Source organism: Modicisalibacter coralii (assembly GCF_004117855.1).
In the GTDB taxonomy this organism is placed as follows: Bacteria; Pseudomonadota; Gammaproteobacteria; order Pseudomonadales; family Halomonadaceae; genus Modicisalibacter; species Modicisalibacter coralii.
Window position 1 is genome coordinate 154,597 of sequence record NZ_QWBW01000009.1, and the last position, 20,955, is coordinate 175,551.

The following is a 20,955-nucleotide window of genomic DNA, read 5'->3' on the forward strand; positions in this document are numbered from 1 at the left end:
CGATTCCAACGCGCGGGCCGCTCGATGGCGCACCGACGGTTCGGCTTTCAAGGTACCAGGACTGGCATGTTTCTCGACGATTTCCATACAGTGGCGGATGGCTGGATCCGCATCACCGCGACACAGGCGAGCCGCTTTGCCAAGCGGATGGCCGGCGACTACAACCCCATTCACGACCCGGATGCCCGTCGCTTCTGTGTGCCCGGCGATCTGCTCTTCGCCCTGGTGCTGGCGCGCCACGGACTGTCGCAGCGCATGACCTTCCATTTCCGCGGCATGGTCGGCGACGACGTACCGCTGGCCGTCGAGGAGCGTGACGGCGGTGCGCTAAGCGTCGTCGACGCGACGGGCAAGGCCTTTCTGGATGTCGAGCGCAGCGGCGAGACCACCCGCGACCCGGCCGTGATCGAGGCCTTCACCCGCCGCTACATCGCCTTTTCGGGGCGCAATTTCCCGCATTTTCTCAAGCCACTGCTGGAAGAGCATGGGGTGATGTTCAATCCCCAGCGCCCCCTGGTGATCTACGACAGCATGGGCTTCGCGCTCGAGCGGATCGACGATGCCGCGTTGGAGATCGCCTTCGACGGTGCCACCTTCGAGTGCCAGGGCAAGCGCGGCGAGGCGCGGTTGGCATTCCGCATGCTCGCCGACGGGGCCCCGGTGGGGACCGGCGCCAAGAAGCTGGTGGTCAGCGGCCTCCAGCCCTACGATGCCTCGGTGATGGACGCCTTCGTCGAGACCTTCAACCGGCGCAAGTCGGCATCCGGCGCCTCGTCGTGAGGCGCTTCGTTCACGGAGTCGCCTTTTGCTGGATGGCCAGCCGCAGCGAACGGAAGCGGCGCCGGTACTGACCCGGGGTCAGTCCCACCCGACGGCCGAACAGCCGTCGGAAGAAGCTGGCATCCTCGTAACCCACGCTTTCGGCGATCGCCTCGATCGGGGCATCGTCGCTCTCCAGCATCTGCTTGGCCTCCTCGAGGCGCAGGGTGTGTACGTAGGCGATCGGCGTCATGCCGGTGGCGGCCTTGAAACGGCGCTTGAACGAGCGCTCGCTGAGCCCACTGAGGCGGATCATGCCGGCTACCGGGTAGCGGTGGTCGTAATGGCGCGCCGCCCACACCTGGCATTCGGCGATCACGCCATCCGCGGTCTGGCGCGCCCGGGTCAGCGCCGCATAGGGTTGCTGGCCCTCGCGGTGCCAGTCGATCAGGTACAGGCGCGCCAGATGCATCGCCTCCTCGATGCCGGCCAGCCGCGCCACCAGAAACAGTGCCAGGTCCAGCCAGGAAGTGCCGCCCCCGGCCATCAGCAGGCGCTCGCCGGGACCGCTGGCGACCAGCGAGCGATGGGCGTGCACGCGGACATCGGGGTATTTCGTGGCCAGCGCTTCGCAGTAGGCCCAGTGGGTGGTCGCCTCGCCGCCGGCCAGCAGGCCGGCCTCGGCGAACAGCAGGGCGCCGGTGCAGGCTGCCGCCAGCAGCGCGCCCTCGGCATGGCAGCGGCACAGCCAGGCGATCTCGGCGGGGTAGCGGCCGGTCAACGGCTCGTCGGGCGCGACCATCAGGTCGGGTAGGCACACCGCCTGGGGCAATGGACAGTCGGCCAGCGCCATGTCGGGCTGGATCCAGGCCCGGTTGCCGGCACGAAAGCCCCGACCGTCGGTGGAGACGATCAATGGGGTGAACAGGCTGCGCCCGGGGCGGCCCTCGGTGACCAGCGTCCAGTCGCGTCCTGCCGAGCTGAACAGGTCGTAGAGGCCGTAGAGGGTCGAGGCGGTGGCCTCGGGGGGCGCCAGCAGGGCGACCGTGATCGGGGCGTCGGATGACATGGCACGATCCGCGCGTTTGTGTCCCAATCAACGTTAGTACAGGCTCACTTCGCGGGATAGCGTCGACTGGCCGATTCCGGCTTGTCTACCTTCCGAGGAGTCCCGTCATGTGCCAAGCTCTCGCCCCTGCCGACACCCATCGACCCGATGCCGAGACCGATGCCTTCGAGGCGCGTCTGGTCAACGCCCTCAACGAGGGCGGGCTGATGCTGCTGATGTCGATCGGCTATCGTACCGGTCTTTACGAGCGTCTCGCCGGCCAGCCGCCGCTCACCGACGTCGAGATCGCCGAACGCGCCGGCCTCGATGCGCGCTATGTGCGCGAATGGCTGGGCGGCATGGTCGCCGGCGGCGTCATCGAACTCGACCCCGCGACCCGCCGCTACCGGCTGCCCTCGGCCCACGCCGCGCTGCTGACCGATGCCGATGGCCCCAACCTGGCCGTCTACGCGCAGTTCTTCGCTCTGCTCGGCGCGGTCGAGGACGACGTCGTACGCTGCTTTCGCGAAGGCGGAGGCGTGCCCTACTCGCGCTATCCACGCTTTCACGAGGTGATGGCCGCCGACAGCGCCCAGACCGTGCTCCCGGCGCTATTCGACGCCATCCTGCCGCTCGCCCCGGAGCTGCCCGCGCGCCTCGAGCAGGGCATCGACGTGCTGGACTGTGCCTGCGGGCGAGGGCGGGCGCTGCTGGCGATGGCCGAGCGCTACCCGGCCAGTCGTTTCACCGGCTACGACCTGTCGACGGAGGCGATCGCCTGGGCGCAGGCGCGGGTAGCCGAGAGCGGCCTCGCCAACGTTCGCTTCGCGACGCGCGACCTGTCCGACTTCGACGCGAGCGCCGAGCCGGCTGCCTTCGACCTGGTCACCACCTTCGATGGCATCCACGACCAGGCCCGGCCGCTGGCGCTGGTGCGCGGCATCCGTCGCAGCCTGCGCCCGGGCGGGGTGTATCTCGCTCAGGACATCCACGCCTCGAGCCATCATCATCTCGACCGCGAGCACCCGCTGGGCACGCTGCTCTATGCGGTGTCGGTGAGCCACTGCATGACGGTCTCGCTGGCCCAGGGCGGGGAGGGGCTGGGCACGATGTGGGGGCGCGAGCGCGCCCAGGCACTGTTTGCCGAGGCAGGGTTCACGACGGTGAGCGTTCACCAGCTCGAGCACGACATCCAGAATGACTATTTCGTCTGTCGGGCCGAGTGACCTCGCTGACGCCGCGCCGGCCGGTTGCCGGCGCGGCGTTCTGGCGGGTCAGAAATCCAGTTCTCCCCGGGCACGTCGCTCCTGGGGCAGCAGGGCGGCATGGATCCAGGCGTTGACCGGGGTGTCGACACCGGCCTCGCGGCCCAGGCGCACCACGGCGCCGTTCTGGGACGCCAGCTCCGAGGGTTTGCCATCCATGATGTCGCGCTGCATCGAGGCGGTGCCCGACTCGGGCAAACGATCGATGAAGCGCAGCGCGCGCTGAACGGCGTCGTCCGGCAGCGCCACGCCCCGCGCTCGGCCCACCCGGGCGATCTCATCGAGAATCCGTTCGATCAGTTCGCGGGTCGCCGGCTGGCTGCGGGTCACGCCGATCGGCGCGCGGGTGATCGCGCCGATGCCGCTCATCGCGCAGATGAACAGGAACTTGCTCCAGATCGCGACGTGGATGTCGTCGGGGATTTCCGCCTCGATGCCTCGGGCGCCGTCGAACGCGGCCTTGAGGCGTCGTGTGCGCTCGCTGGCACGGTTGTCCAGTTCCCCGAAGCGCACGAAGGGGTCGACGCCGGCGTGGACGATCTCGCCGGGTTCGCCACGCCAGGCGAGAATGCCGCACAGCCCGCCCAGCGCGTGCTCGGGGCCGAATGCCTCGGCGACCTGGCGGGCGGCCTCGACGCCGTTCTCCAGCGGCAGGATCAGGGTCTCCTCGTCGACCAGCGGGCGCATCGCCTCGATGGCCTCGGCCACCTGCCAGGCCTTGACGGCCACCAGCACCACATCCACCGCGCCGACCTCGGCGGGGTCGTCCGTTGCCGCGACCGTGGGCAGGTGAAAGTCGCCGGCGATACTGCGTACCCGCAGGCCGTCGCGGCGCAGGGCCGCCAGATGCTCGCCGCGGGCAATGAAGGTCACGTCCTCGCCGGCCTCGGCCAGACGGCCGCCGAAATAACCGCCGACGCCACCGGTTCCATAGATGGCAAAGCGCATGCTGACTCCTCGTGTCGTGTGGGTCATCGGGGCAGTATACGGAACCCGGGGCCGCGCTCGCACGATCCGGTCGGCCCGGTCGCAGGGAAAGGCCCGCCATGGGGCGGGCCTATGCATCGTTCTTCCTCCGAGGCGCGATCGAGAGCCTAGAACGCCTCCCAGTCGTCCTTCGTCGTCTCGGCGGCCTGCGTCGTCGGCTTGTTCAGGGACGGGCGGCGGAGTTCGGCAGCGGCGTCGGGCCGGGGCGTCTCGGCCCGGCTCGGGGCGGGGGCCGAATCGCCCAGATGGAAGCGCTCCATCAATTCGCTCAGGTGGCGTGCCTGACTGCGCATCTCTTCGGCGGCGGCGCTCGACTCGGTGACCATGGCGGCGTTCTGCTGGATCATGGTGTCGAGTTCCGTCACCGCGACGTTGATCTGGCCGATGCCGTCGCTCTGTTCGCTGGCGCCGCTGCTGATTTCACCGATGACGTCGTTGACGCGCTCGACCCCGTCGAGAATCGATGACACCGTGCGCGCGGCGCGCTCGACCTGTTCGGCACCGGCCCGGGTATGGGTGAGTGACGTATCGATCAGACCGCGAATCTCGCTGGCGGCATCGCTGGAGCGGGTGGCCAGGGTGCGCACCTCCTGGGCGACCACGGCGAAGCCACGGCCGTGCTCGCCGGCACGCGCCGCCTCCACCGAGGCATTGAGCGCGAGGATGTTGGTCTGAAAGGCGATCGAGTCGATCAGGGTGATGATGTCGCCGATCTTCTCCGCCGAGGCATTGATGTCATTCATCGACGATTGCGCCCGCGCCATGGCGTCGTTGCCCTGGCCGGCCAGGTCACGGGTGTCGCCGACCAGTTGCGTGGCCTGACGCGCGGCGTCGGCGGTGTTGGCCACCGTGCTGGTGATCTCCTCGAGCGAGGCCGAGGTCTCCTGCAGGTTGCTGGCCGACTGGTCGCTGCGCGAGGCGAGATCCTCGCTGCTCTGGGCGATCTCGCCGGCGGCGTGGTAGACGCTCTGCGTGCTGCGACGCACGTCGCCGACGATGCGCGCCAGGCCGTCGCCGATGCCGTTCATGGCCGTGGTCAGGCGGCCGATCTCGTCATCGCGCCGGACCGCGATGCGCCGCGACAGGTCGCCCTTGGCCAGGTCCTCGGCCAGCCCGCCCAGGGCATCCAGGGGGCGGCTGATCATCCGCCGCTGCAGCCGATAGAGCAACAGGCCGAGGGCCAGCGCGACCAGCAGTGCGCCGACGATCGCGTAGTTGCGCAGGGTGTCGATGGCGGCGAAGACCTCGTCGTCGAAGACCGTGCTGACGATGGTCCACTGGCGTTCGGGGTAGGCGGTGAAATAGACCGTCCGCGGGCGTCCGTCGTCGGCGGCGATCGCCGTGTCGAAGCGACCGCTGTCGGTCTCGGAGAGCGCCGCATAGGCGGATTGGCCCTGCGGCGTGAGGACCTCGTCGAGGTTCCGTCCCTCGAAGGGGCCGCCGGCGATCACCTGGCCGCGATGCCCCTCGCGGGCGTCGACCAGCATGACGAAGCCACTCTCATCGAAGCGAATGTCGCGGATCTGCTGTTCGAGCAGTGCCGACTGCCGGGTGATGTCGATGCCGATGAAGGTGGCGCCGATGACCCGCCCGCCGGCGTCCTCGATCGGCCGATATTGGGTGATATAACGGGTGCCGAACAGGTCGGCGAGACCGGTGTAGGGTTCGCCGGCGATCAGGCGGGCGTAGCTGGCGTTGTTGCGGTCGAGGAGGGTACCGACGGCGCGCGAGCCGTCGGCTTTCTTGAGCGAGGTGGTGACGCGGACGAAGTCGTCGCCGTCGCGGGCGAAGATCGTCACCGGTGCCTGGGCCGCCCGGGTGAACTCATCCAGCGGGCCGTAGTCGCCGTTGAGCACGCGAGCGCCGTTGCGCAGCGCCGGCGTCTGCCGGCCGGCGACCTCGATGCGCTCGTCAGGCGCCAGCGCGTAGGCGGCGTCGAATTCGCCCTCGAACAGGTTCAGCAGTCGCGAGATCTCGTGATGCAGTGTCTGGTCGAACAGGGTCAGGCGGGCGCCGACCTGGGCCTGCTGCTGGGTGACGCGCTCGGTCATCTCGGCGGCCACCTGGCGTTCGGCGGCCCAGGTCAGTACCCAGCTCAGGGCGACGAAACCGACGACCAGAATCGCTGCCACCAGAATGGATACCCGGCTGACGATACCCAGGCGCCGCATCCCCGTTTTGTTCTTCATTGTCATTGCTCCGTTACACAGTGATACAAAGTTTATCGACTGTAAGGGGCGTGACTTTAGGGATGATCGATGATTTTCGTAGAATTTACAGACTCTTGATTAGATTTAAGTGATGTTTTGCATGGTCTGTTGACCTTTTTTTACAGAAACGTCACTCGGCGCCGGTGCCTGGTCCAGACGTCGTCGGCGCCTCGCCAGCGTCATTCAACCAGCGGTGGGCAAGGCGCCGGGCGCGGTCGAAATCGGCGCAATGATTCAAACGGCGGCGCACGCTGTGGATGCCGGTACGCTTGAGCTTGACGATCTGGCGCGGTGTCAGGCCGACGAAGATCAGGCCCACCTCGCGGCGGCGCATCTCGTCGACCAGGCTGCGCAGCGCGACCAGTGCCGTGCCGTCGATACTCGGGACCTGACGCATGTCGATCAACACGATTCGCACCTGCGGGTCGGTGATGTGCAGCGCCGCCAGTGCCTTGTCGGCGACGCCGAAGAACATCGGACCGGCGATCGAATAGGCCGCCACGCTGGGCGGCAGGTCGCCGAGTTGCGGTTGCCGGTCGCTATCCAGGCGCGCGGTTCGCGACAGGGCGCTCATGCGGTGGATGAAAAGCGCCGCCGCCATGCCGATGCCCACGCCCACTGCCAGCACCATGTCGAACACCACGGTGAGCACGAAGCACAGTGCCAGGATCGCGATATCGCCGGCCGGCGCGGTGCGCAGGGTGCGCAGGAACAGGTGGGCCTCGCTCATGTTCCAGGCGATGATGAACAGCAGCGCGGCCAGCGACGCCATGGGCACGCGGCCGAGCAGGCCGGCCAGACCGATCACCGCCAGCAGCACCACCAGCGAGTGGACCACCGCCGACAGCGGCGAGCGGGCGCCGCTGCGAATGTTGGTGGCGGTTCGCGCCAGTGCGCCGGTTGCGGTGATGCCGCCGAAGAAGGGGGCGCACAGGTTGCCCAGCCCCTGGCCGATCAGCTCGGCGTTGGGGTCGTGGCGGCCGCGGGTCATGCCGTCGGCGACGACCGCGCAGAGCAGCGATTCGATGGCTGCCAGCATGGCGATGGCGAAGGCCGGCCCGAGCAGTTGGCGCAACAGCTCGAAGCTCAGGCCGAGCGGCTGGCCGTCAGGCCCGGGGGCATTCCAGGGCAGGTCGAACCGGGGCGCGATCGGCGGAATGCCCTGGCCGCTCGTGCCATCCAGCGACCAGTGAAAGCGCGAGTCGATGGTGGCGACCTGGCCGGGTAGCCAGTGATCGATCACCAAGGCCGCCAGGGCGCCCGCCACCAGCCCGGCCAGCGGCGCCGGTACCGGCGTCTTCAGGCGCGGCCAGACGAGCAGCACCGCCAGGGTGAGCACCCCGACGGACAGTTCCTGGGGCTGCACGGAGGGCAGCGCGGCGACGATGTGGCCCAGGTTGGCGATGTAGCTGTCGCCCAGCTCGACCGTCAGCCCCAGGAAGTCGGGAATCTGCAGGGTGGCGATGACCACCGCGATGCCGGCGGTGAAACCCAGCACCACCGGGTAGGGCACGAACTGGATCAGTGCGCCGAGCCGCGCCGCTCCCAGTCCGACCAGGATCAGGCCGGCCATCAGCGAGGCGAGTAGCAGCCCGCCGAGGCCGTACTGCTGCACGATGGGAAAGAGGATCACCACGAAGGCGGCGGTCGGCCCCGAGACATTGAAGCGGGCGCCCCCCGTCAGGGCGATCACGATCCCGGCGACGATCGCCGTGTACAGACCGTGCTGTGGCGCCACCCCGGTGGCGATGGCCAGCGCCATGGACAGCGGGACGGCGACGATACCGATGGTCAGCCCCGCGAGCAGATCGCTGCGCAACTCGCGCACGCCATATCCCTCCCGCCAGGCCTCGCGCAGTCCCGTGGCCAGGCGCGGCCCTGTCCAGCGTCGCTCGCCGTCGCTCATCGTCGTGTCTTCCTCTATCGAATCGGGAAAGCATCGATGTTACCAAGGCGCGACAGGGACGCGCTGGGGCATTTTTACCGATACGCCCGCTTGACCCACAATGGTCTTCCACGTTCCCCACAGGCGAGTCCGTATGCGTCTCCATTTCCTGGGTACCTCCGCCGGTGTACCGACCCGTTCGCGCAACGTCTCCGCCGTGGCCCTGCAGCCCGAGACGGGCAAGCGCTGGTACCTGATCGATTGCGGCGAGGCGACCCAGCATCGCCTGATGCGCACGTCGCTGACCCTGCCCAATCTCGAGACGATCCTGATCACTCACGTCCACGGCGATCACTGCTATGGCCTGCCGGGGCTGCTGGCCAGCGCCTCGCTGGCCGGCCGTGAACGCCCGCTGAGCGTGGTCGGCCCGCCGGCGATCCGCGACTTCCTCGACGCCGTGCAGGCCACCACCGGGCTGCATCTGAGCTTTGCGCTGGATTTCATCGCCGTGGAGCCGGCGCAGGGTCCCCTCGAGTTGGCCGACTTCCGGGTCGAGAGCGCCGCGCTTTCCCACGGCGTGGCCTCCTACGCCTATGCCTTCACCGAGCGGCACGTCGAGCGCCAGCTCGACCGCGACCGGCTGATCGCGCTGGGGCTGCCGCCGGGTCCGGCCTGGGGGCGGCTGCAGCGCGGCGAGGACGCGTTCCTCGCTGATGGCACCCGGATCGCGAGCGACGCTGTCCGGCGTGCCTCGCGACGCGCGCGCAAGGCGGTGATCGCCGGCGACAACGACACCCCGGCGCGTCTCGGCCGGCTGTGCGAGGGCGCCGACGTGCTGGTCCACGAGGCCACCTACACCGAACCGGTCGTCGCGCGGCTGGGCACCGACAACGACCACAGCACGGCGGCGCGGGTGGCGAGGTTCGCCGCGTCCGAGGAGCTCCCGAGCCTGATCCTGACCCACTTCAGCCCGCGTTATGCAACGCGCCGCGATGCCTCGCCCTCGATCGCCGACATCGAGCACGAAGCCCGAGCCCATTTCAGCGGCGCCCTGTTCCTGGCCCGGGATCGGGCCACGTACGGCGTGAACCGCGAGGGCAGCGTCGAAGCGCCCGATGGCGAGAACGAAGGACCGTTGCATGAAGGAGAAACGCCATGACCGCCTCGACCAGCCTTTGGGAGATGACCCTCGCCGGCTTTCGCGATGCCATCGAATCGCGCTCCACGCCGGGCTGCGGCGCCGCCGCGGCGGCCTCGGCGGGGCTCGGCATGGCGCTGGTGCTCAAGGGACTGCGCATCACCCGGGACAAGCACGACGACGCGCCGGAGGCGATGCACCAGGCGATCGAGCGCGCCGACGCGCTCTTGGCCCAGCTCGGCGACTACGCCGACGAGGATGTCGAGGCGTTCGAGGCCTACCTGGTCGCCGTCAAGCTGCCCCACGCTGACGACGCGCAGCGCGAGCGCCGTGAGCACGCCATCGCCCGCGCCGCCGAGCGGGCCAATGACGTGCCGCTGGGGGCCGCGCGGGTCTGTCACGAGGGACTGGTGCTGAGCGTCGAGGCCCTGGCGCTCACCGCCGACAATCTGCAGAGCGATACCCGCGCCGGCGCACTGATGCTGCACTCGGGGCTGAGCGCCTTGCTGCTCGGTGTCGAGGCCAATCTGGCGAGTCTCGACGATGCCGACGAGCGCGAGGCCCTGGCCCGCTCGCGGGATGCCCTGCAGGAGGCGGCCGATCGCTGCCGCGACGACCTGCTGCGCTGAACCCGCCGGCTTACGTCGGTTGCGGCGCCGGGATCGCCGTTCGCGCGCAACAGCGCAATAATGTCCAAGTCCCGGCATCTCACCGGTGATAGCGTGGTCGGTGACAGGACGGCGATGGGACGACGATGGCGTCCGGGAGGTGCAGGGTGTCGCAATCAGAGAGTCGCTTTCGCTTCGCCAGGAGCCCGCTGCTGCCGGATCTCACCGTGCTGCAGGCGGCGATGCGCGATTTCAGCTACGACCGTCACGCCCACGAGGAGTACGCCTTCGGCGTCACCCTCAGCGGGCGCCAGGATTTCTTCAGCAGCGGCAGCTACCACCGTAGCCCGCCCGGCAACGTCATCGCCTTCAATCCGGATCAGATTCACGACGGCGAGGCCGGCGACGGCGGCACGCTCGACTACGTGATGGTCTATGTCCACCCACAGCGGCTTGCGCCACTGTTCGCCAGTGCGCTGGGCCACGAGGCGGCGGGTGAGTTCCGCATCGGCGAGACCTTGATGCAGGACGCGGCACTGCGCCGTGCCATTCTCGAGCTGGCATGGCGAGTCACCAGGGAGACGGGCAGTCGCATCGAGCAGGAGCAGGCGCTCTACCGGATCGCCACCCGTCTGGCACAGCGCGCCGGGCGCTGGGAACCCGACGCCCGGACGCGCCGCAGCGATGCGCTGCTCGGCCGGGCCAAGGCGTATATCCACGCCCACGTCGGTGACGACCTGTCGCTGGATGACATCAGCCGCGCCGCCAATCTGTCGAAGTATCACTTCCTGCGGCTGTTTCGTCGGCAGTTCGGCATCACGCCGCACCAGTACGTGCTCAACTGCCGCGTCAACGCCGCGCGCAGCGAGCTCGACGCCGGTGGGGATCTCGGTGACGTCGCGCTGCGCTACGGCTTCGCCGACCTCAGCCACTTCAACCGGCGCTTCAAGCGCATCTACGGCATGACGCCGCACCAGTATCGACGCCACGTCAGCCGCTGAACGGGACACTGTCACATGTTGGGAATCCTCGCCTATGCCCTGGGGGTGATGTACACCCCCGGGCCCGTGAATCTGCTCGGCCTGAATGCCGGACTCAACGGCCAGGGCCGTGCCTCGCTGGGTTTCTGCCTGGGCGTGGGCACGGCGATGCTGGGCCTGTTCCTGATCTTCGGCCTGGTGGGCGCGGCCTGGGTGGAGGGGGCACTGCTGACGGTGGTCGGCGCGCTGGGCTGTGCTTACATCCTCTATCTGGCGGCGAAGCTCGCCCGGGCCGGCGTCGAGATCGATGTCGACCGGCCCGCCGCGCAGGCCCTGCGATTTCGCGACGGCCTGCTGATGCAGCTGCTCAATCCCAAGGGCGTGGTCGCCACCCTGCCGATCGCCACGCTGCAGTTCCCGGCGGCGGGCATCCACGGCGTCGCGTTGATCGCCTGGTCGCTGGGGCTGGCGCTGCTGGCGGTGGGCGCACCGGGGAGCTATGCGCTGGTGGGCGCGCTGCTGGGAAGGCGCATCGCCGATCCACGGCTCTTTCGGGGGTTCAATCTGGCGATGGCGATCCTGCTCGCCGGCGTGGCGATCTCGATCGGCTACGAACACGTCTATCGGCCGCTCGCGGCGTGACCGGTTTCGGGACGGGCATTCAGGCCGGCAGCTTGCAGACATCCACCCACTCGGCGTCCACCAGGTCGGCCAGCCGCTCGGGCGTCAGACGCACGGCGCTGTGGGTGGCTCCGGCGGCGGGCAGTACCTCGGCATAGGCGCGCAGCGATGCGTCGCAGTACACCGGCAGCGGGGTCGCCAGGCCAAACGGACAGACGCCACCCACCGGATGGCCGGTGAGCGCCAGCACCGTCTCGGCGTCGAGCATCTTGGCCTTGGCCTCGAAGGTCTCGCGCATCTTGCGGTTGTCGATGCGCGCCTCGCCGCTCGCCACCACCAGGACCCGCCGCTCGCCGACGCGAAAGGCCAGCGTCTTGGCGATCTGCCCCGGCTCGACGCCATGGGCCTCGGCGGCCAGCGCCACCGTCGCGGTGCTGGTTTCCAGCTCGATGACGTCGAGATCGGGGGCGCGCTCGGCAAGGAAGGTGCGAACGGTGTCGAGGCTCATGAGTCGGGCTCCGGGGGCAATGAATGAACCCCCAGGCATAACCGAAAGTCGGGCCTCGCGCCACCCGTCAGGCCGGCAGTCGTATCCGGAACAGCGATACGCCCAGCCCGATGAACAGCCCGCCGAGGGTACGCTGGAAACGTCTGGCCCACCGCGGCGAGCGCAGCCGATGCGCCAGGCGGCCGGCCAGCAGGCCGTAACCCATCAGGGCCAGGAACGACATCGTCATGATCGTCGCGATCAGGATCAGGAACTGGGGCAGAAGCGGCCGGCTCGCGGCGATGAACTGGGGGAACAGCGCCGAGAAGAACAGAATCGCCTTGGGGTTGCTGATCGCCACCAGGTAGCCCTCGCCGAAGGTCTTAAACGGTGACCAGCCGGTTGGCGCCCGTGTCGCGGACAGCGCGGCCAGCAGCGACGACGAGGAGCGCCACTGGCGGATACCCAGATAGATCAGGTAAAGGGCGCCGCAGGTCTTGAGCAGCGTGAACAGCCATTCCGAGGTGTGCAGTACCGCGCCCAGCCCCAGGGTCGCCAGCCCCGCCACGCAGGCGATGCCGGTGATGTTGCCCAGCGACGACGCCGCGACCCGCCACGTGCCGCCGCTCAATCCGTTGCGCAGGGCGACGAGCGCCGCGGGACCGGGGCTCAGCGTGGCCGCGGCGGCGAAGGTGATGTAAAGCAACCAGACGGACAGGGACATGGGATCTCCGGGACTTCGGGCGTCAGGGCCGCCAGCGTAGTGGATGGGTCTCTCGTAGTATGCCGTCGTCGTCCCAGTCCGCCCAGCCGGTGAAGGGGATCGGTGTCTCGTCGTCGAGCCCCTCCAGGCGCCCGGCCCAGCGGGCCTTGTCGGCCTCGAGCTGTCGCCGGAAGCTCGCTTCCGCCTGATAGCTCAGTCCGCCACCCTGAACGCCATAGGTCAGCTGCGGCGCGAGCACGTCGAAGCCGACGTAGTAGAGCGAGCAGTGGATCGGCCACAGCAGCGTGGTGATGTCGGCGCTGCGCCCGAATCGCGAGAAGGTCGCCGCCGGAGCGCCGGTGGTGACCGAGCAGAGTGCCCGTCGGCCTTTGAGCGGGCCGCGGTCGAAGCGGCGATTGCCCGAGTAGAGTCCGCCGTAGACGAACACCCGGTCGAACCAGCCCTTGAGCATCGCCGGCTGGGCGTGCCACCACAGCGGAAACTGCAGGATCACCAGCTCGGCACGCCACAGCCGGTCGATCTCGCGCTGGACGTCGGTCGGCAGGGTCCCCGAGTCGTGATGATAGCGCTGTTCGGTCAGCGCCGAGAAATACCCGCCGTCGGCCCGAGCCGGATAGTGGGTGGCTCGCTCGACCGGGTCGAAGTGCTGGGCGTAGAGGTCGCTGACCTCGATGCGGTGGCCGGCGCGCTCCAGTGTCTCGATCGCGACATCGGTGAGTGCCGCGTTGAACGAGTGGGGTTCAGGGTGACAGTGGACGATCAGGACCTGCATGACAATCTCCGCGTCGATGGCTGTTTCATCACGGTAGATATTGCGGTAACGGACAGGAATTCCCGATACTTGCAAGACAGGTTTGCAGAAATGAACAGGTAATGAACGCACACACGCTGCCCTGGGGCGACCTGCAGGTAGTCCTGGCGATCGTCGAGGCGGGCTCTCTGGCGGGCGCGGCGCGTCGGCTGGGGGTCAGCCATGCCACCGTGTTCCGGCGTCTCGGCGCGCTCGAGAAGCGCCTGGGCGTGCGTCTGTTCGAGCGTGCGCGCAGCGGCTACGCGCCAACGCCGGCCGGCGACGACCTGGCGGCGACCGCGTCCCGCGTGGCCGAGGAGATCGACGGTGCCGAGCGACGCCTGCTGGGGCGCGATCTGGCGTTGTCGGGCAGTCTGCGCATCACGACCACCGACACCCTGCTGATGGGGCTGCTGACCCCGCTGTTCGCCGAATTCCGCGCGGCGCATCCGCGTATCACCTTGGAGGTGGCGGTTTCCAATCGTCCCCTGAACCTCGGTCGACGCGATGCCGACATCGCCATTCGTCCCAGCAACGCCCCGCCCGAGACGCTGGTCGGGCGGCGGGCCGGGCGCATCGCCCAGGCGGTGTACGCGCCTCGGGGATCCGCCACGCAGGCCGATGAACTGCCCTGGGTGGGACCCGACGCGCACCTCGGTTATCCAGCACTCGAGGCGTGGATGCGTCGGCGTGGCGTCGATTCGCATGTCGGTTATCGGGTCGACAGCATGCTCGGCATGCTGGCAGCGGTACGCTCGGGGCTCGGTCAGGGTGTATTGCCGTGCTATCTGGCCGACGGCGAACCGGCCCTGTGCCGCCGGGACGAGCCGATCGCCGAGCTGGCCACCGATCTGTGGCTGCTGACTCATCCGGATCTGCGACGCACGGCGCGGGTGCTGGCGTTCTTCGATGCCATGGCAATCGGTCTGGCGGCAAGGGCGGGCCCACTGGCGGGCGTGGTGGCTCAGTCGACAGCTCAGCCCGGGCAGCCATGACCACACCGTCATCCGCCGACAAGCCCGGTGTGGCCGGGCAGGATCCGCTTGAGTGGCTACGCTGGGGGGAGCGGCAGCACTGCCGTCACGAAAATGTCTCACAGGGACGATCGTCAGCGACGACAAGGAGCCAGTCATGTCACATCGTCACGACAGGAATTGCGCGCATTGCTCGGGGATCGGTGCGGCCGGCGCCCTCGGTCTTGGGCTGGTGGCCGGGGTGGCCGCGGCTGCCGGGGTGCTGGTGGGGCGCAAGGCGTCCACCACGGCGCGCCTGGGCAAGGGGCATCCGCTCAAGCACCGCATGCTCGACGTGGCTTCCGGCACCATGCAGCGCAAGATCCCGCTGGAGGCCATGAGCACCTACCTCAACGGCTTCCACATGTACGCCGACGAGATGGGGCGTCAAGTCGAGGCCTCGCACTTCTGTATTCATCTCGAGCCGGATCTCCACCAGTGCGTGATCTTCGATTCCAACAAACCCGATGCACGGTTGATCGGTATCGAGTACATCATCAGCGAGTCACGCTTTCGCGCCCTGCCGGAAGCGGAAAAACGTCTCTGGCACAGCCACCACTACGAGGTGAAGTCGGGCCTGCTGGTGGCGCCGGGCATTCCCGAGATGGCCGAGCATGCCTACTTCGAGGATCTCGTTACCACCTACGGCAAGACCTTTCACACCTGGCAGTACGATCGCGATGACTTCCCCTACGGTGTGCCGCAACTGATGATGGGCTTCACCGACGACGGCCAGGCCGACCCGGATCTGGTCGCGGCCCGCGATCGGCGGCTGGGGATCTCGACCGCCGAGCGTCGTCGGCATCGCGGTGACATCGCCACGCCGGTGGTGGCGCCCGGCGCCAATAGCTGGGAGAGCGGGCGCATCGTGCAGACCACCCTGGAGGAGCGGCCCTTCAAACGATGACCCCCCGCGGGCGAATGGAAGACGACGCACGAGGCCTGCCGGGCTTTGCCCGGCATCGGGCATGAGTGGCTTGATGCGCCAGCGACGACGATGAGTCTACCGCCGTCATCCCGGCACGGTGGGAAACCTGCCGTGCCGGGAATCTACTGTCCTTAATGCGTCGATACCGCGTCTGCTTTCACGGGTAATCGCCTCGGCATGAGGCGGACTGAACGTAATTGCCAACAACCTGACGGTTACTTTTTGTTACCAATAGGATTATCGTCCATACGGCCAATAAGTTTGAGAAAAGGTCATGAGTGCGGACTATGATCCAGTGGCTCGGGGAGGAGATGCGAGCAAAATCACTACCAAAAATTAATTAAATTTAGGGTGATGCTGCCGTGCAGCACCGTGATGAAATCGATGGCTTGCGGGCCATTGCGGTATCGACCGTTCTCGTCTTTCATTTCTTTCCGGCCCTGCTTCCCCTGGGCTATCTCGGCGTCGATCTGTTCTTCGTCATTTCCGGGTTTCTGATCTCGACCTACATTCTCGAAGAGGTGGAGAAAGCGAGTTTTTCCTTCAAGACCTTCTACTGGCGAAGGGCGAGACGAATCCTGCCGGCGACCCTGGTACTCCTGCTGGTCACCTCCTTCTTTGCCTTCTTTATCTTGACGCCGCCCGATCTGGTGAGATATTCGCAGAGTCTCATCGCGACCCTGACGTTCACTGCCAATATATTCTTCTGGAGGACGGGCGGGTATTTCGGCGATGCGGATGAACTGAAGCCGCTGTTGCACATGTGGTCCCTGGGTGTCGAGGAGCAGTTCTATCTGCTGTTCCCGGCCATCTTCGTCTTGATTGTCTCCAAATTGAAGACGCTCAGGTATGCGGTCATCTGTGTTTTACTGATCGTTCTGCTGTCTTTCCTGCTCAATGTCTTCCTGGCGGGGATCGGTGGCGAGAACCCGGCCTTCTTTCTGCTGCCGACCCGGGTGTGGCAGTTCGGGGTGGGGACCCTGGCGGCTTTTGCCTTCAAGGCCCGCAAAACCGACCGGAACGTCTACGTCACCTATGCGTCGCTACTCGCGGTCATGGCCGGGTTGCTATTCGCCGTCCCGGTACTGCCGATGGCCACGACCGTGACGTTGGGCTTGGGGGTTTTCTTGTCGAGGCCCCATCATGCGTCTTCGCTTCCCATGCAGTGCCTGACGCACCCTCTGGTGAGAAGGATCGGACTCATCTCTTTCTCGCTATATCTATGGCACTGGCCGGTCCTCGTGTTCATGAAATATGTCGCCATTGAACCGCCGCCACTGTCGACCCTTTTACTGGGTATGGTGGTCACCCTGATTCTGGCCAGTGCGAGTTACACGTTGGTGGAGGCACCTTACCGATGGCGGCGTAGCCCCAGGAATGTCAGTACCGCCGTGATTTCCAGTATGCTGCTGATGATCGTGTTCGTGGGTGGTTCGGTGGCCTCACAGGGCTTCAAGACACGGCATTCGCGATTGGTCAATACGCTGGCCAGTGCCACTCAGACCAATTACCGGTGCCCGATAACGGATTACTTTGCCTACGGCAATGCGCGTGCCTGTTTTGTCAACAAGGACGAACGGAGCGACTATGACATCGCCTTGATCGGCAATTCTCATGCGCAAATGTATGTGCCTGCCCTGGAAGACGTCTTGAAAGGTCAGCGGGAAAAGGGAATTCTCATTCCCTTGAACAGCTGCTTGCCGACGATCGATGTCAATGTCTCCCGAAAGTGTCTCGAGTTGGCCAGGATGAATTATGCGGAATATATCAAGGATGATCGCATCAAGACCGTGATATTCGCGATGACCTGGTACTCTGATTCGCTGGTCGATGAGCAGGGGAGAATACGTGAAGACCGCTCCCGGATGCTTCTGGCGAGATCGGTTCTGGGTTTGATGGACAAGGTCGAAAGCGCCGGCAAGGAAGTCTTCCTGGTCGGGCCGATAAAGATCCCGGGACGCGATCTTTCCTCGTCGCTGAGTCGTGAGCTGATGCTGCGCGGTGCCGGCGTGGATGCGGTGATGGAGGCGCTGAAGGTGCCCCGTGGTGTCTTTGACACGGAATTTGGCGAGATGCTGACATTTCTTTCCGCGAGTCTGGGAACGCACTTCGTGACCGCTCACGACCGGCTGTGTCGCGGGGGGTATTGTTACTACGGTGATAAGACCGGCATGTTCTTCGCCGACGCCAGCCACCTGAGTGCCAGCGGTGCCCGGTTGATGGCTCCCGTCTTCCGCCGGATCGTGGCGGCACGGGTCGCGCTCGGTACATGGCCCCGCTAGCAATAACGACGCCCTGACCGGGGGTGGTGCTCAGGGCGGCGGTGACTCGTGCATGAATCGGGCGGCCTCCGCGCACAGCCAGTCGCGGAACAGTGCCGTCTTGCGCGGGGCTTGCGGCGCGCGCAGCACGACGTAATCGATCCCGCTGGGAATGAAGCCCCAGGGCGCCACCAGGCGTCCGGCGCGGATGTCGTCGGCGACCAGCACCCAGGGGGCGATGGCCACGCCGAGACCGGCGACGGCCGCCTCGAGCATGAAATAGAAGTGCTCGAAGTGCGGCCCGCGCGCCTGGGGCACCTCGATGCCCGTGGCCGATGCCCAGTCGCGCCAGGCGTCGGGACGGGTGCGTGTGTGCAGCAGCGTTCGTCCGTCCAGTCTCGGGCGTGACTCCGGGTCCGATGGCGGCGCCATCACCGGCCCCACCCTCTCGGCGAACAGCGGCGTCGTCTCCAGGCCGTGTGTCCACTCGCCGTCGACATGGATCGCCACATCGAAGCGTGATTGCTCCAGATTCAGCGGACCCGCGGAGGCACTCAGGCGGGGCTCGAGCCCCGGATGAGCGTGCTGGAAGCGGTGCAGGCGCGGGATCAACCAGCGCAGCATGAGGCTGCCCAGGCAGTAGACGTCCAGCGTGCCTTCGACGGCGTCGGTCACGCCCTGTACCGCGGTGTCGAGCCGGTCGAAGCCGGCCGTCAGACCCTCCAGCAGTTCGCGGCCCGCCGCGGTCGGACGCTGTGCCTGACGGGGCCCCTCGAGCAGCGTCACGCCCAGGTACGCCTCGAGGCGCTTGACCTGACGGCTGATCGCGCCGTGGGTGACATGCAACTCCTCGGCCGCTTCGGTCATGCGCCCCAGGCGGCCGACCGCCTCGAAGGCACGCAGGGCGTTGAGCGGGGGCATGCGTCGTGCCATGTGAGTTTTCCTGATAAACGATGTGCCGATAAATCGTTAGGTCCACGCCCAGGCACGTGCTTTGCTGGGGCCATGTCCGTTACGTGATGCCATTGAGCCCGGCGTGATCATGATTGTCCAGCCTCGGGTCGTCGCGGTGCGGTGATTCATAAAACTCACATGAAGGAGAGGGCATGGAATCCTGGCTGTTCCTGGCGATCCTGCTGGCGGCCTTGCTGCATGCCGGCTGGAACGCCCTGGTCAAGGTGGGCCTGGACCGGTTTCTCGCGGTATCGCTGATCGCCATGGGCGCCGGCCTGGTCGCCGCGCCCGGCGTATGGCTGGCGCCGCCGCCGGCCCCCGCCGCCTGGCCATGGCTGGCGCTGTCGATGCTGCTGCACATCGGTTACAACGTCTTCCTGGTGCAGGCCTATCGCAGTGGCGATCTGGGGCAGGTCTATCCGATCGCACGCGGTGCCGCACCGCTGCTGGTCGCCGTGGTGTCCGCGCTGGCGCTCGGTGAGTTGCCGCCGCCCTTGACCACGCTGGGCATCGTCGTGCTGGTGGCGGGCGTGGGGCTGATGTCGCTACGCGGGGGCCGCCATGCGCAGCGTCTCGAACGGCGCGCGGTGGGCGCGGCGCTGGCGACCGCGACCTTCATCGCCGGCTACACCCTGAGCGATGCCATCGGGGCCCGGGCCAGTGGCTCGCCCGGCGGGTACATCGCCGGGTTGTTCGTCGCCAACGGCCTGGTGATGGCGGTCCTGCTGCTGGCCACGCGCGGTACCCGGGCATTGCCGGCCCTGGCCGGGCACTGGCGGCTCGGGCTGCTGGGCGGCGCCATGTCGCTGGGCGCCTATGCCATTGCCATCTGGGCGATGACCCGGGCGCCGATCGCGCTGGTCGCCGCGCTGCGCGAGACCAGCGTGCTGTTCGCCGCCCTGATCGGCTGCTGGTGGCTGGGGGAGCCGCTCAGCCGCTGGCGCGCCCTGGCGGCGCTGGTGATCGTCGCCGGGGTGATGCTGGCCAAGCTGGGTTGAGGTCGGCCAGTGACGGGCTGGACGCGCTGCGTCGGCTCTGCTTGAGTAGAGCGGCTCATTCACCCGGACAGGAAGCGTCATGGACGAGACACAGCCCGCCCGCCAGGTATCCCGCGATCAGCCGGGCGATCCCCGGCGCCCGACCCTGGTGGGCCTGCTGCCGGCGCCCGAACAGCCGGCCGACATCGCCGAGAGCCTGGCGGGGCAGCTCCCCGAACTGTTGGCCGACTACGTCGACGACCGTCTCGCGTGGGACGTGCAGGTGGTCGTCGACCCCTTGACCGGCGCCATGGAAGACTCCGATTCCATCATCGACAAGACGGAAGCGTACAAGCACCAGCGGGAATGGGACTACGTGATCTGCATCACCGACCTGCCCATCTACAAGGAGCGGCGTTACATGGTCGCGGAGGCCAGCATGGCGCGTTGCTCGGCGATCGTCTCGCTACCCGCCTTTGGTGCGACCGGGATCCGGCAGCGCCTGCGCGAATCGATCCTGCAACTCGTCAACGAGATGCATCATGGCAGCTCCGAGGCCGCGCGGGAGCGACAGGAGCGCCGCACCGAAGCCTCCGACAAGGTCAGCGACGACCTGCGTGGCGAAGGGGCCCGCCGATTGATGGGCCACCGGCTCTTCGAGAGCCTGATCCCCATCCATCGCGAGACGCCCGAACACGCCGAGGGCAACATCGACGTGCGTTTCGTCACGCGCTCGCGGCTGGGCGGTAGCCTGCGCATACTCTCCGGCATGGTGCGGGCCAATCGGCCCTGGACGGTCTTCCCCGCCTTTCGCAGCGTGATCGCCGTGGCCTTCGCCACCGGCGCCTACGGGCTGATCTTCCCCACCTTCTGGAAGCTCAACGACAGCTACGGCGGCTCTCGCCTGGTGGTGCTCATGCTCACCGCGATGATCGCGATGGTCATCTGGATCATGCTCGCCCACGGCCTGTGGGAGCCGCTCAGGAAAGCCAGTTCGCGGCATATCGCCCGGCTCTACAACATGGTCACCGTACTGACGTTGAGCACCGCCGTGGTGTTCTACTACGGCGTGCTCTACCTGCTGTTCCTGTTCGCGGTCTATCTGTTCGTGCCGGCGAGTCTGCTGAGCCAGAATCTGGGCCATGCGGTGGGGCCGGCGAACTATCTGTCGCTTGCCTGGCTGGCGAGTTCGCTGGCGACGCTTGCCGGTGCCCTGGGCGCCGGGCTCGAAGACGATACCACGGTGCTCAACGCCACCTATGGCTATCGTCAGCGGCGCCGCAACAAGCAGATGCGTCAGGACGACGGCGACTGAGCCGA

General features: G+C 67.2%; 19 protein-coding genes. 11 read left to right on the top strand and 8 right to left on the bottom strand.

Features of this window, described 5'->3' with window-relative positions; translation table 11 throughout:
* Positions 1-66: 66 nt before the first annotated feature.
* Complete coding sequence (locus tag D0901_RS05705) at positions 67-780, top strand: DUF3581 family protein (RefSeq protein ID WP_129139328.1); 714 nt, start codon at positions 67-69, stop codon at positions 778-780.
* A 10-nt stretch (positions 781-790) separates the two neighbouring features.
* Here D0901_RS05705 and D0901_RS05710 read toward each other — a convergent pair whose 3' ends face one another.
* A complete protein-coding gene (locus D0901_RS05710) occupies positions 791-1,828 on the bottom strand; it encodes a GlxA family transcriptional regulator (RefSeq protein WP_129139329.1) in 1,038 nt (345 codons plus the stop codon).
* Between the two features lie 107 nt (positions 1,829-1,935).
* On the opposite strand from D0901_RS05710, the gene D0901_RS05715 reads away from it, so the two are divergent.
* Positions 1,936-3,033: a class I SAM-dependent methyltransferase gene (locus tag D0901_RS05715; protein ID WP_129139330.1), complete on the top strand. Its 1,098-nt coding sequence runs from the start codon at positions 1,936-1,938 to the stop codon at positions 3,031-3,033.
* A 48-nt stretch (positions 3,034-3,081) separates the two neighbouring features.
* On the opposite strand, the gene D0901_RS05720 is transcribed toward D0901_RS05715, so the two are convergent.
* From D0901_RS05720 to dauA, 3 genes are all read right to left on the bottom strand, one after another.
* Positions 3,082-4,020, bottom strand: coding sequence for a 2-dehydropantoate 2-reductase (locus D0901_RS05720; protein ID WP_129139331.1), 939 nt, complete (start codon positions 4,018-4,020; stop codon positions 3,082-3,084).
* A gap of 146 nt (positions 4,021-4,166) precedes the next feature.
* Positions 4,167-6,248: a methyl-accepting chemotaxis protein gene (locus tag D0901_RS05725; RefSeq protein ID WP_162500830.1), complete on the bottom strand. Its 2,082-nt coding sequence runs from the start codon at positions 6,246-6,248 to the stop codon at positions 4,167-4,169.
* Between the two features lie 151 nt (positions 6,249-6,399).
* Positions 6,400-8,175 carry a C4-dicarboxylic acid transporter DauA gene (gene dauA, locus D0901_RS05730; protein ID WP_129139333.1) on the bottom strand — a complete coding sequence of 592 codons (1,776 nt, stop codon included), beginning with the start codon at positions 8,173-8,175 and terminating at the stop codon, positions 6,400-6,402.
* A 133-nt stretch (positions 8,176-8,308) separates the two neighbouring features.
* Between dauA and D0901_RS05735 the strand changes: the two genes are divergently transcribed.
* From D0901_RS05735 to D0901_RS05750, 4 genes are all read left to right on the top strand, one after another.
* Positions 8,309-9,313, top strand: coding sequence for a ribonuclease Z (locus tag D0901_RS05735; protein ID WP_129139334.1), 1,005 nt, complete (start codon positions 8,309-8,311; stop codon positions 9,311-9,313).
* Positions 9,310-9,921, top strand: a complete 612-nt coding sequence (locus D0901_RS05740) for a cyclodeaminase/cyclohydrolase family protein (RefSeq protein WP_129139335.1) — start codon at positions 9,310-9,312, stop codon at positions 9,919-9,921. The genes D0901_RS05735 and D0901_RS05740 overlap by 4 nt, the downstream gene beginning before the upstream one ends.
* 146 nt (positions 9,922-10,067) lie before the next feature.
* Positions 10,068-10,901, top strand: coding sequence for a helix-turn-helix transcriptional regulator (locus D0901_RS05745; RefSeq protein ID WP_233440368.1), 834 nt, complete (start codon positions 10,068-10,070; stop codon positions 10,899-10,901).
* Between the two features lie 15 nt (positions 10,902-10,916).
* Entirely contained in the window at positions 10,917-11,522 is a 606-nt protein-coding gene (locus D0901_RS05750; protein WP_129139337.1) for a LysE family translocator, read from the top strand.
* 19 nt (positions 11,523-11,541) lie between these two features.
* On the opposite strand, the gene D0901_RS05755 is transcribed toward D0901_RS05750, so the two are convergent.
* The 3 genes from D0901_RS05755 to D0901_RS05765 all read right to left on the bottom strand — a co-directional run bounded on the left by D0901_RS05755 (position 11,542) and on the right by D0901_RS05765 (position 13,484).
* Positions 11,542-12,009, bottom strand: coding sequence for a YbaK/EbsC family protein (locus D0901_RS05755; protein ID WP_129139338.1), 468 nt, complete (start codon positions 12,007-12,009; stop codon positions 11,542-11,544).
* 67 nt (positions 12,010-12,076) lie between these two features.
* Complete coding sequence (locus D0901_RS05760) at positions 12,077-12,712, bottom strand: LysE family translocator (RefSeq protein WP_129139339.1); 636 nt, start codon at positions 12,710-12,712, stop codon at positions 12,077-12,079.
* 22 nt (positions 12,713-12,734) lie between these two features.
* Positions 12,735-13,484 carry an NAD(P)H-dependent oxidoreductase gene (locus tag D0901_RS05765; protein ID WP_129139340.1) on the bottom strand — a complete coding sequence of 250 codons (750 nt, stop codon included), beginning with the start codon at positions 13,482-13,484 and terminating at the stop codon, positions 12,735-12,737.
* Between the two features lie 101 nt (positions 13,485-13,585).
* Between D0901_RS05765 and D0901_RS05770 the strand changes: the two genes are divergently transcribed.
* From D0901_RS05770 to D0901_RS05780, 3 genes are all read left to right on the top strand, one after another.
* Positions 13,586-14,497 (top strand): LysR family transcriptional regulator, encoded by a 912-nt coding sequence (locus D0901_RS05770; protein WP_129139341.1) that lies wholly within the window; start codon positions 13,586-13,588, stop codon positions 14,495-14,497.
* Between the two features lie 136 nt (positions 14,498-14,633).
* On the top strand, positions 14,634-15,422 hold the full coding sequence (locus D0901_RS05775) for an OBAP family protein (RefSeq protein ID WP_129139342.1): 789 nt from the start codon (positions 14,634-14,636) through the stop codon (positions 15,420-15,422).
* 383 nt (positions 15,423-15,805) lie between these two features.
* A complete protein-coding gene (locus D0901_RS05780) occupies positions 15,806-17,725 on the top strand; it encodes an acyltransferase family protein (RefSeq protein WP_129139343.1) in 1,920 nt (639 codons plus the stop codon).
* Positions 17,726-17,755: 30 nt separating this feature from the next.
* Here D0901_RS05780 and D0901_RS05785 read toward each other — a convergent pair whose 3' ends face one another.
* Entirely contained in the window at positions 17,756-18,637 is an 882-nt protein-coding gene (locus tag D0901_RS05785) for a LysR substrate-binding domain-containing protein (protein WP_129139344.1), read from the bottom strand.
* A 173-nt stretch (positions 18,638-18,810) separates the two neighbouring features.
* Here D0901_RS05785 and D0901_RS05790 point away from each other — a divergent pair, with 173 nt between their 5' ends.
* On the top strand, positions 18,811-19,656 hold the full coding sequence (locus tag D0901_RS05790) for an EamA family transporter (protein WP_129139345.1): 846 nt from the start codon (positions 18,811-18,813) through the stop codon (positions 19,654-19,656).
* A gap of 79 nt (positions 19,657-19,735) precedes the next feature.
* The gene (locus D0901_RS05795) at positions 19,736-20,950 is read left to right on the top strand and encodes an MFS transporter (RefSeq protein ID WP_129139346.1); all 1,215 of its coding nucleotides are present in this window, start codon (positions 19,736-19,738) and stop codon (positions 20,948-20,950) included.
* Positions 20,951-20,955 lie beyond the last annotated feature (5 nt).

What these genes read in the sequence shown, in the direction of transcription:
- D0901_RS05720 (WP_129139331.1), bottom strand. Translation starts at nt 4,020, where the DNA reads ATGCGCTTTGCCATCTATGGAACCGGTGGCGTCGGCGGTTATTTCGGC.
- D0901_RS05755 (WP_129139338.1), bottom strand. Translation starts at nt 12,009, where the DNA reads ATGAGCCTCGACACCGTTCGCACCTTCCTTGCCGAGCGCGCCCCCGAT.
- D0901_RS05740 (WP_129139335.1), top strand. Translation starts at nt 9,310, where the DNA reads ATGACCGCCTCGACCAGCCTTTGGGAGATGACCCTCGCCGGCTTTCGC.
- D0901_RS05735 (WP_129139334.1), top strand. Translation starts at nt 8,309, where the DNA reads ATGCGTCTCCATTTCCTGGGTACCTCCGCCGGTGTACCGACCCGTTCG.
- D0901_RS05750 (WP_129139337.1), top strand. Translation starts at nt 10,917, where the DNA reads ATGTTGGGAATCCTCGCCTATGCCCTGGGGGTGATGTACACCCCCGGG.
- D0901_RS05710 (WP_129139329.1), bottom strand. Translation starts at nt 1,828, where the DNA reads ATGTCATCCGACGCCCCGATCACGGTCGCCCTGCTGGCGCCCCCCGAG.
- D0901_RS05770 (WP_129139341.1), top strand. Translation starts at nt 13,586, where the DNA reads ATGAACGCACACACGCTGCCCTGGGGCGACCTGCAGGTAGTCCTGGCG.
- dauA (WP_129139333.1), bottom strand. Translation starts at nt 8,175, where the DNA reads ATGAGCGACGGCGAGCGACGCTGGACAGGGCCGCGCCTGGCCACGGGA.
- D0901_RS05725 (WP_162500830.1), bottom strand. Translation starts at nt 6,248, where the DNA reads ATGAAGAACAAAACGGGGATGCGGCGCCTGGGTATCGTCAGCCGGGTA.
- D0901_RS05795 (WP_129139346.1), top strand. Translation starts at nt 19,736, where the DNA reads ATGGACGAGACACAGCCCGCCCGCCAGGTATCCCGCGATCAGCCGGGC.
- D0901_RS05715 (WP_129139330.1), top strand. Translation starts at nt 1,936, where the DNA reads ATGTGCCAAGCTCTCGCCCCTGCCGACACCCATCGACCCGATGCCGAG.
- D0901_RS05765 (WP_129139340.1), bottom strand. Translation starts at nt 13,484, where the DNA reads ATGCAGGTCCTGATCGTCCACTGTCACCCTGAACCCCACTCGTTCAAC.
- D0901_RS05775 (WP_129139342.1), top strand. Translation starts at nt 14,634, where the DNA reads ATGTCACATCGTCACGACAGGAATTGCGCGCATTGCTCGGGGATCGGT.
- D0901_RS05785 (WP_129139344.1), bottom strand. Translation starts at nt 18,637, where the DNA reads ATGGCACGACGCATGCCCCCGCTCAACGCCCTGCGTGCCTTCGAGGCG.
- D0901_RS05790 (WP_129139345.1), top strand. Translation starts at nt 18,811, where the DNA reads ATGGAATCCTGGCTGTTCCTGGCGATCCTGCTGGCGGCCTTGCTGCAT.
- D0901_RS05705 (WP_129139328.1), top strand. Translation starts at nt 67, where the DNA reads ATGTTTCTCGACGATTTCCATACAGTGGCGGATGGCTGGATCCGCATC.
- D0901_RS05760 (WP_129139339.1), bottom strand. Translation starts at nt 12,712, where the DNA reads ATGTCCCTGTCCGTCTGGTTGCTTTACATCACCTTCGCCGCCGCGGCC.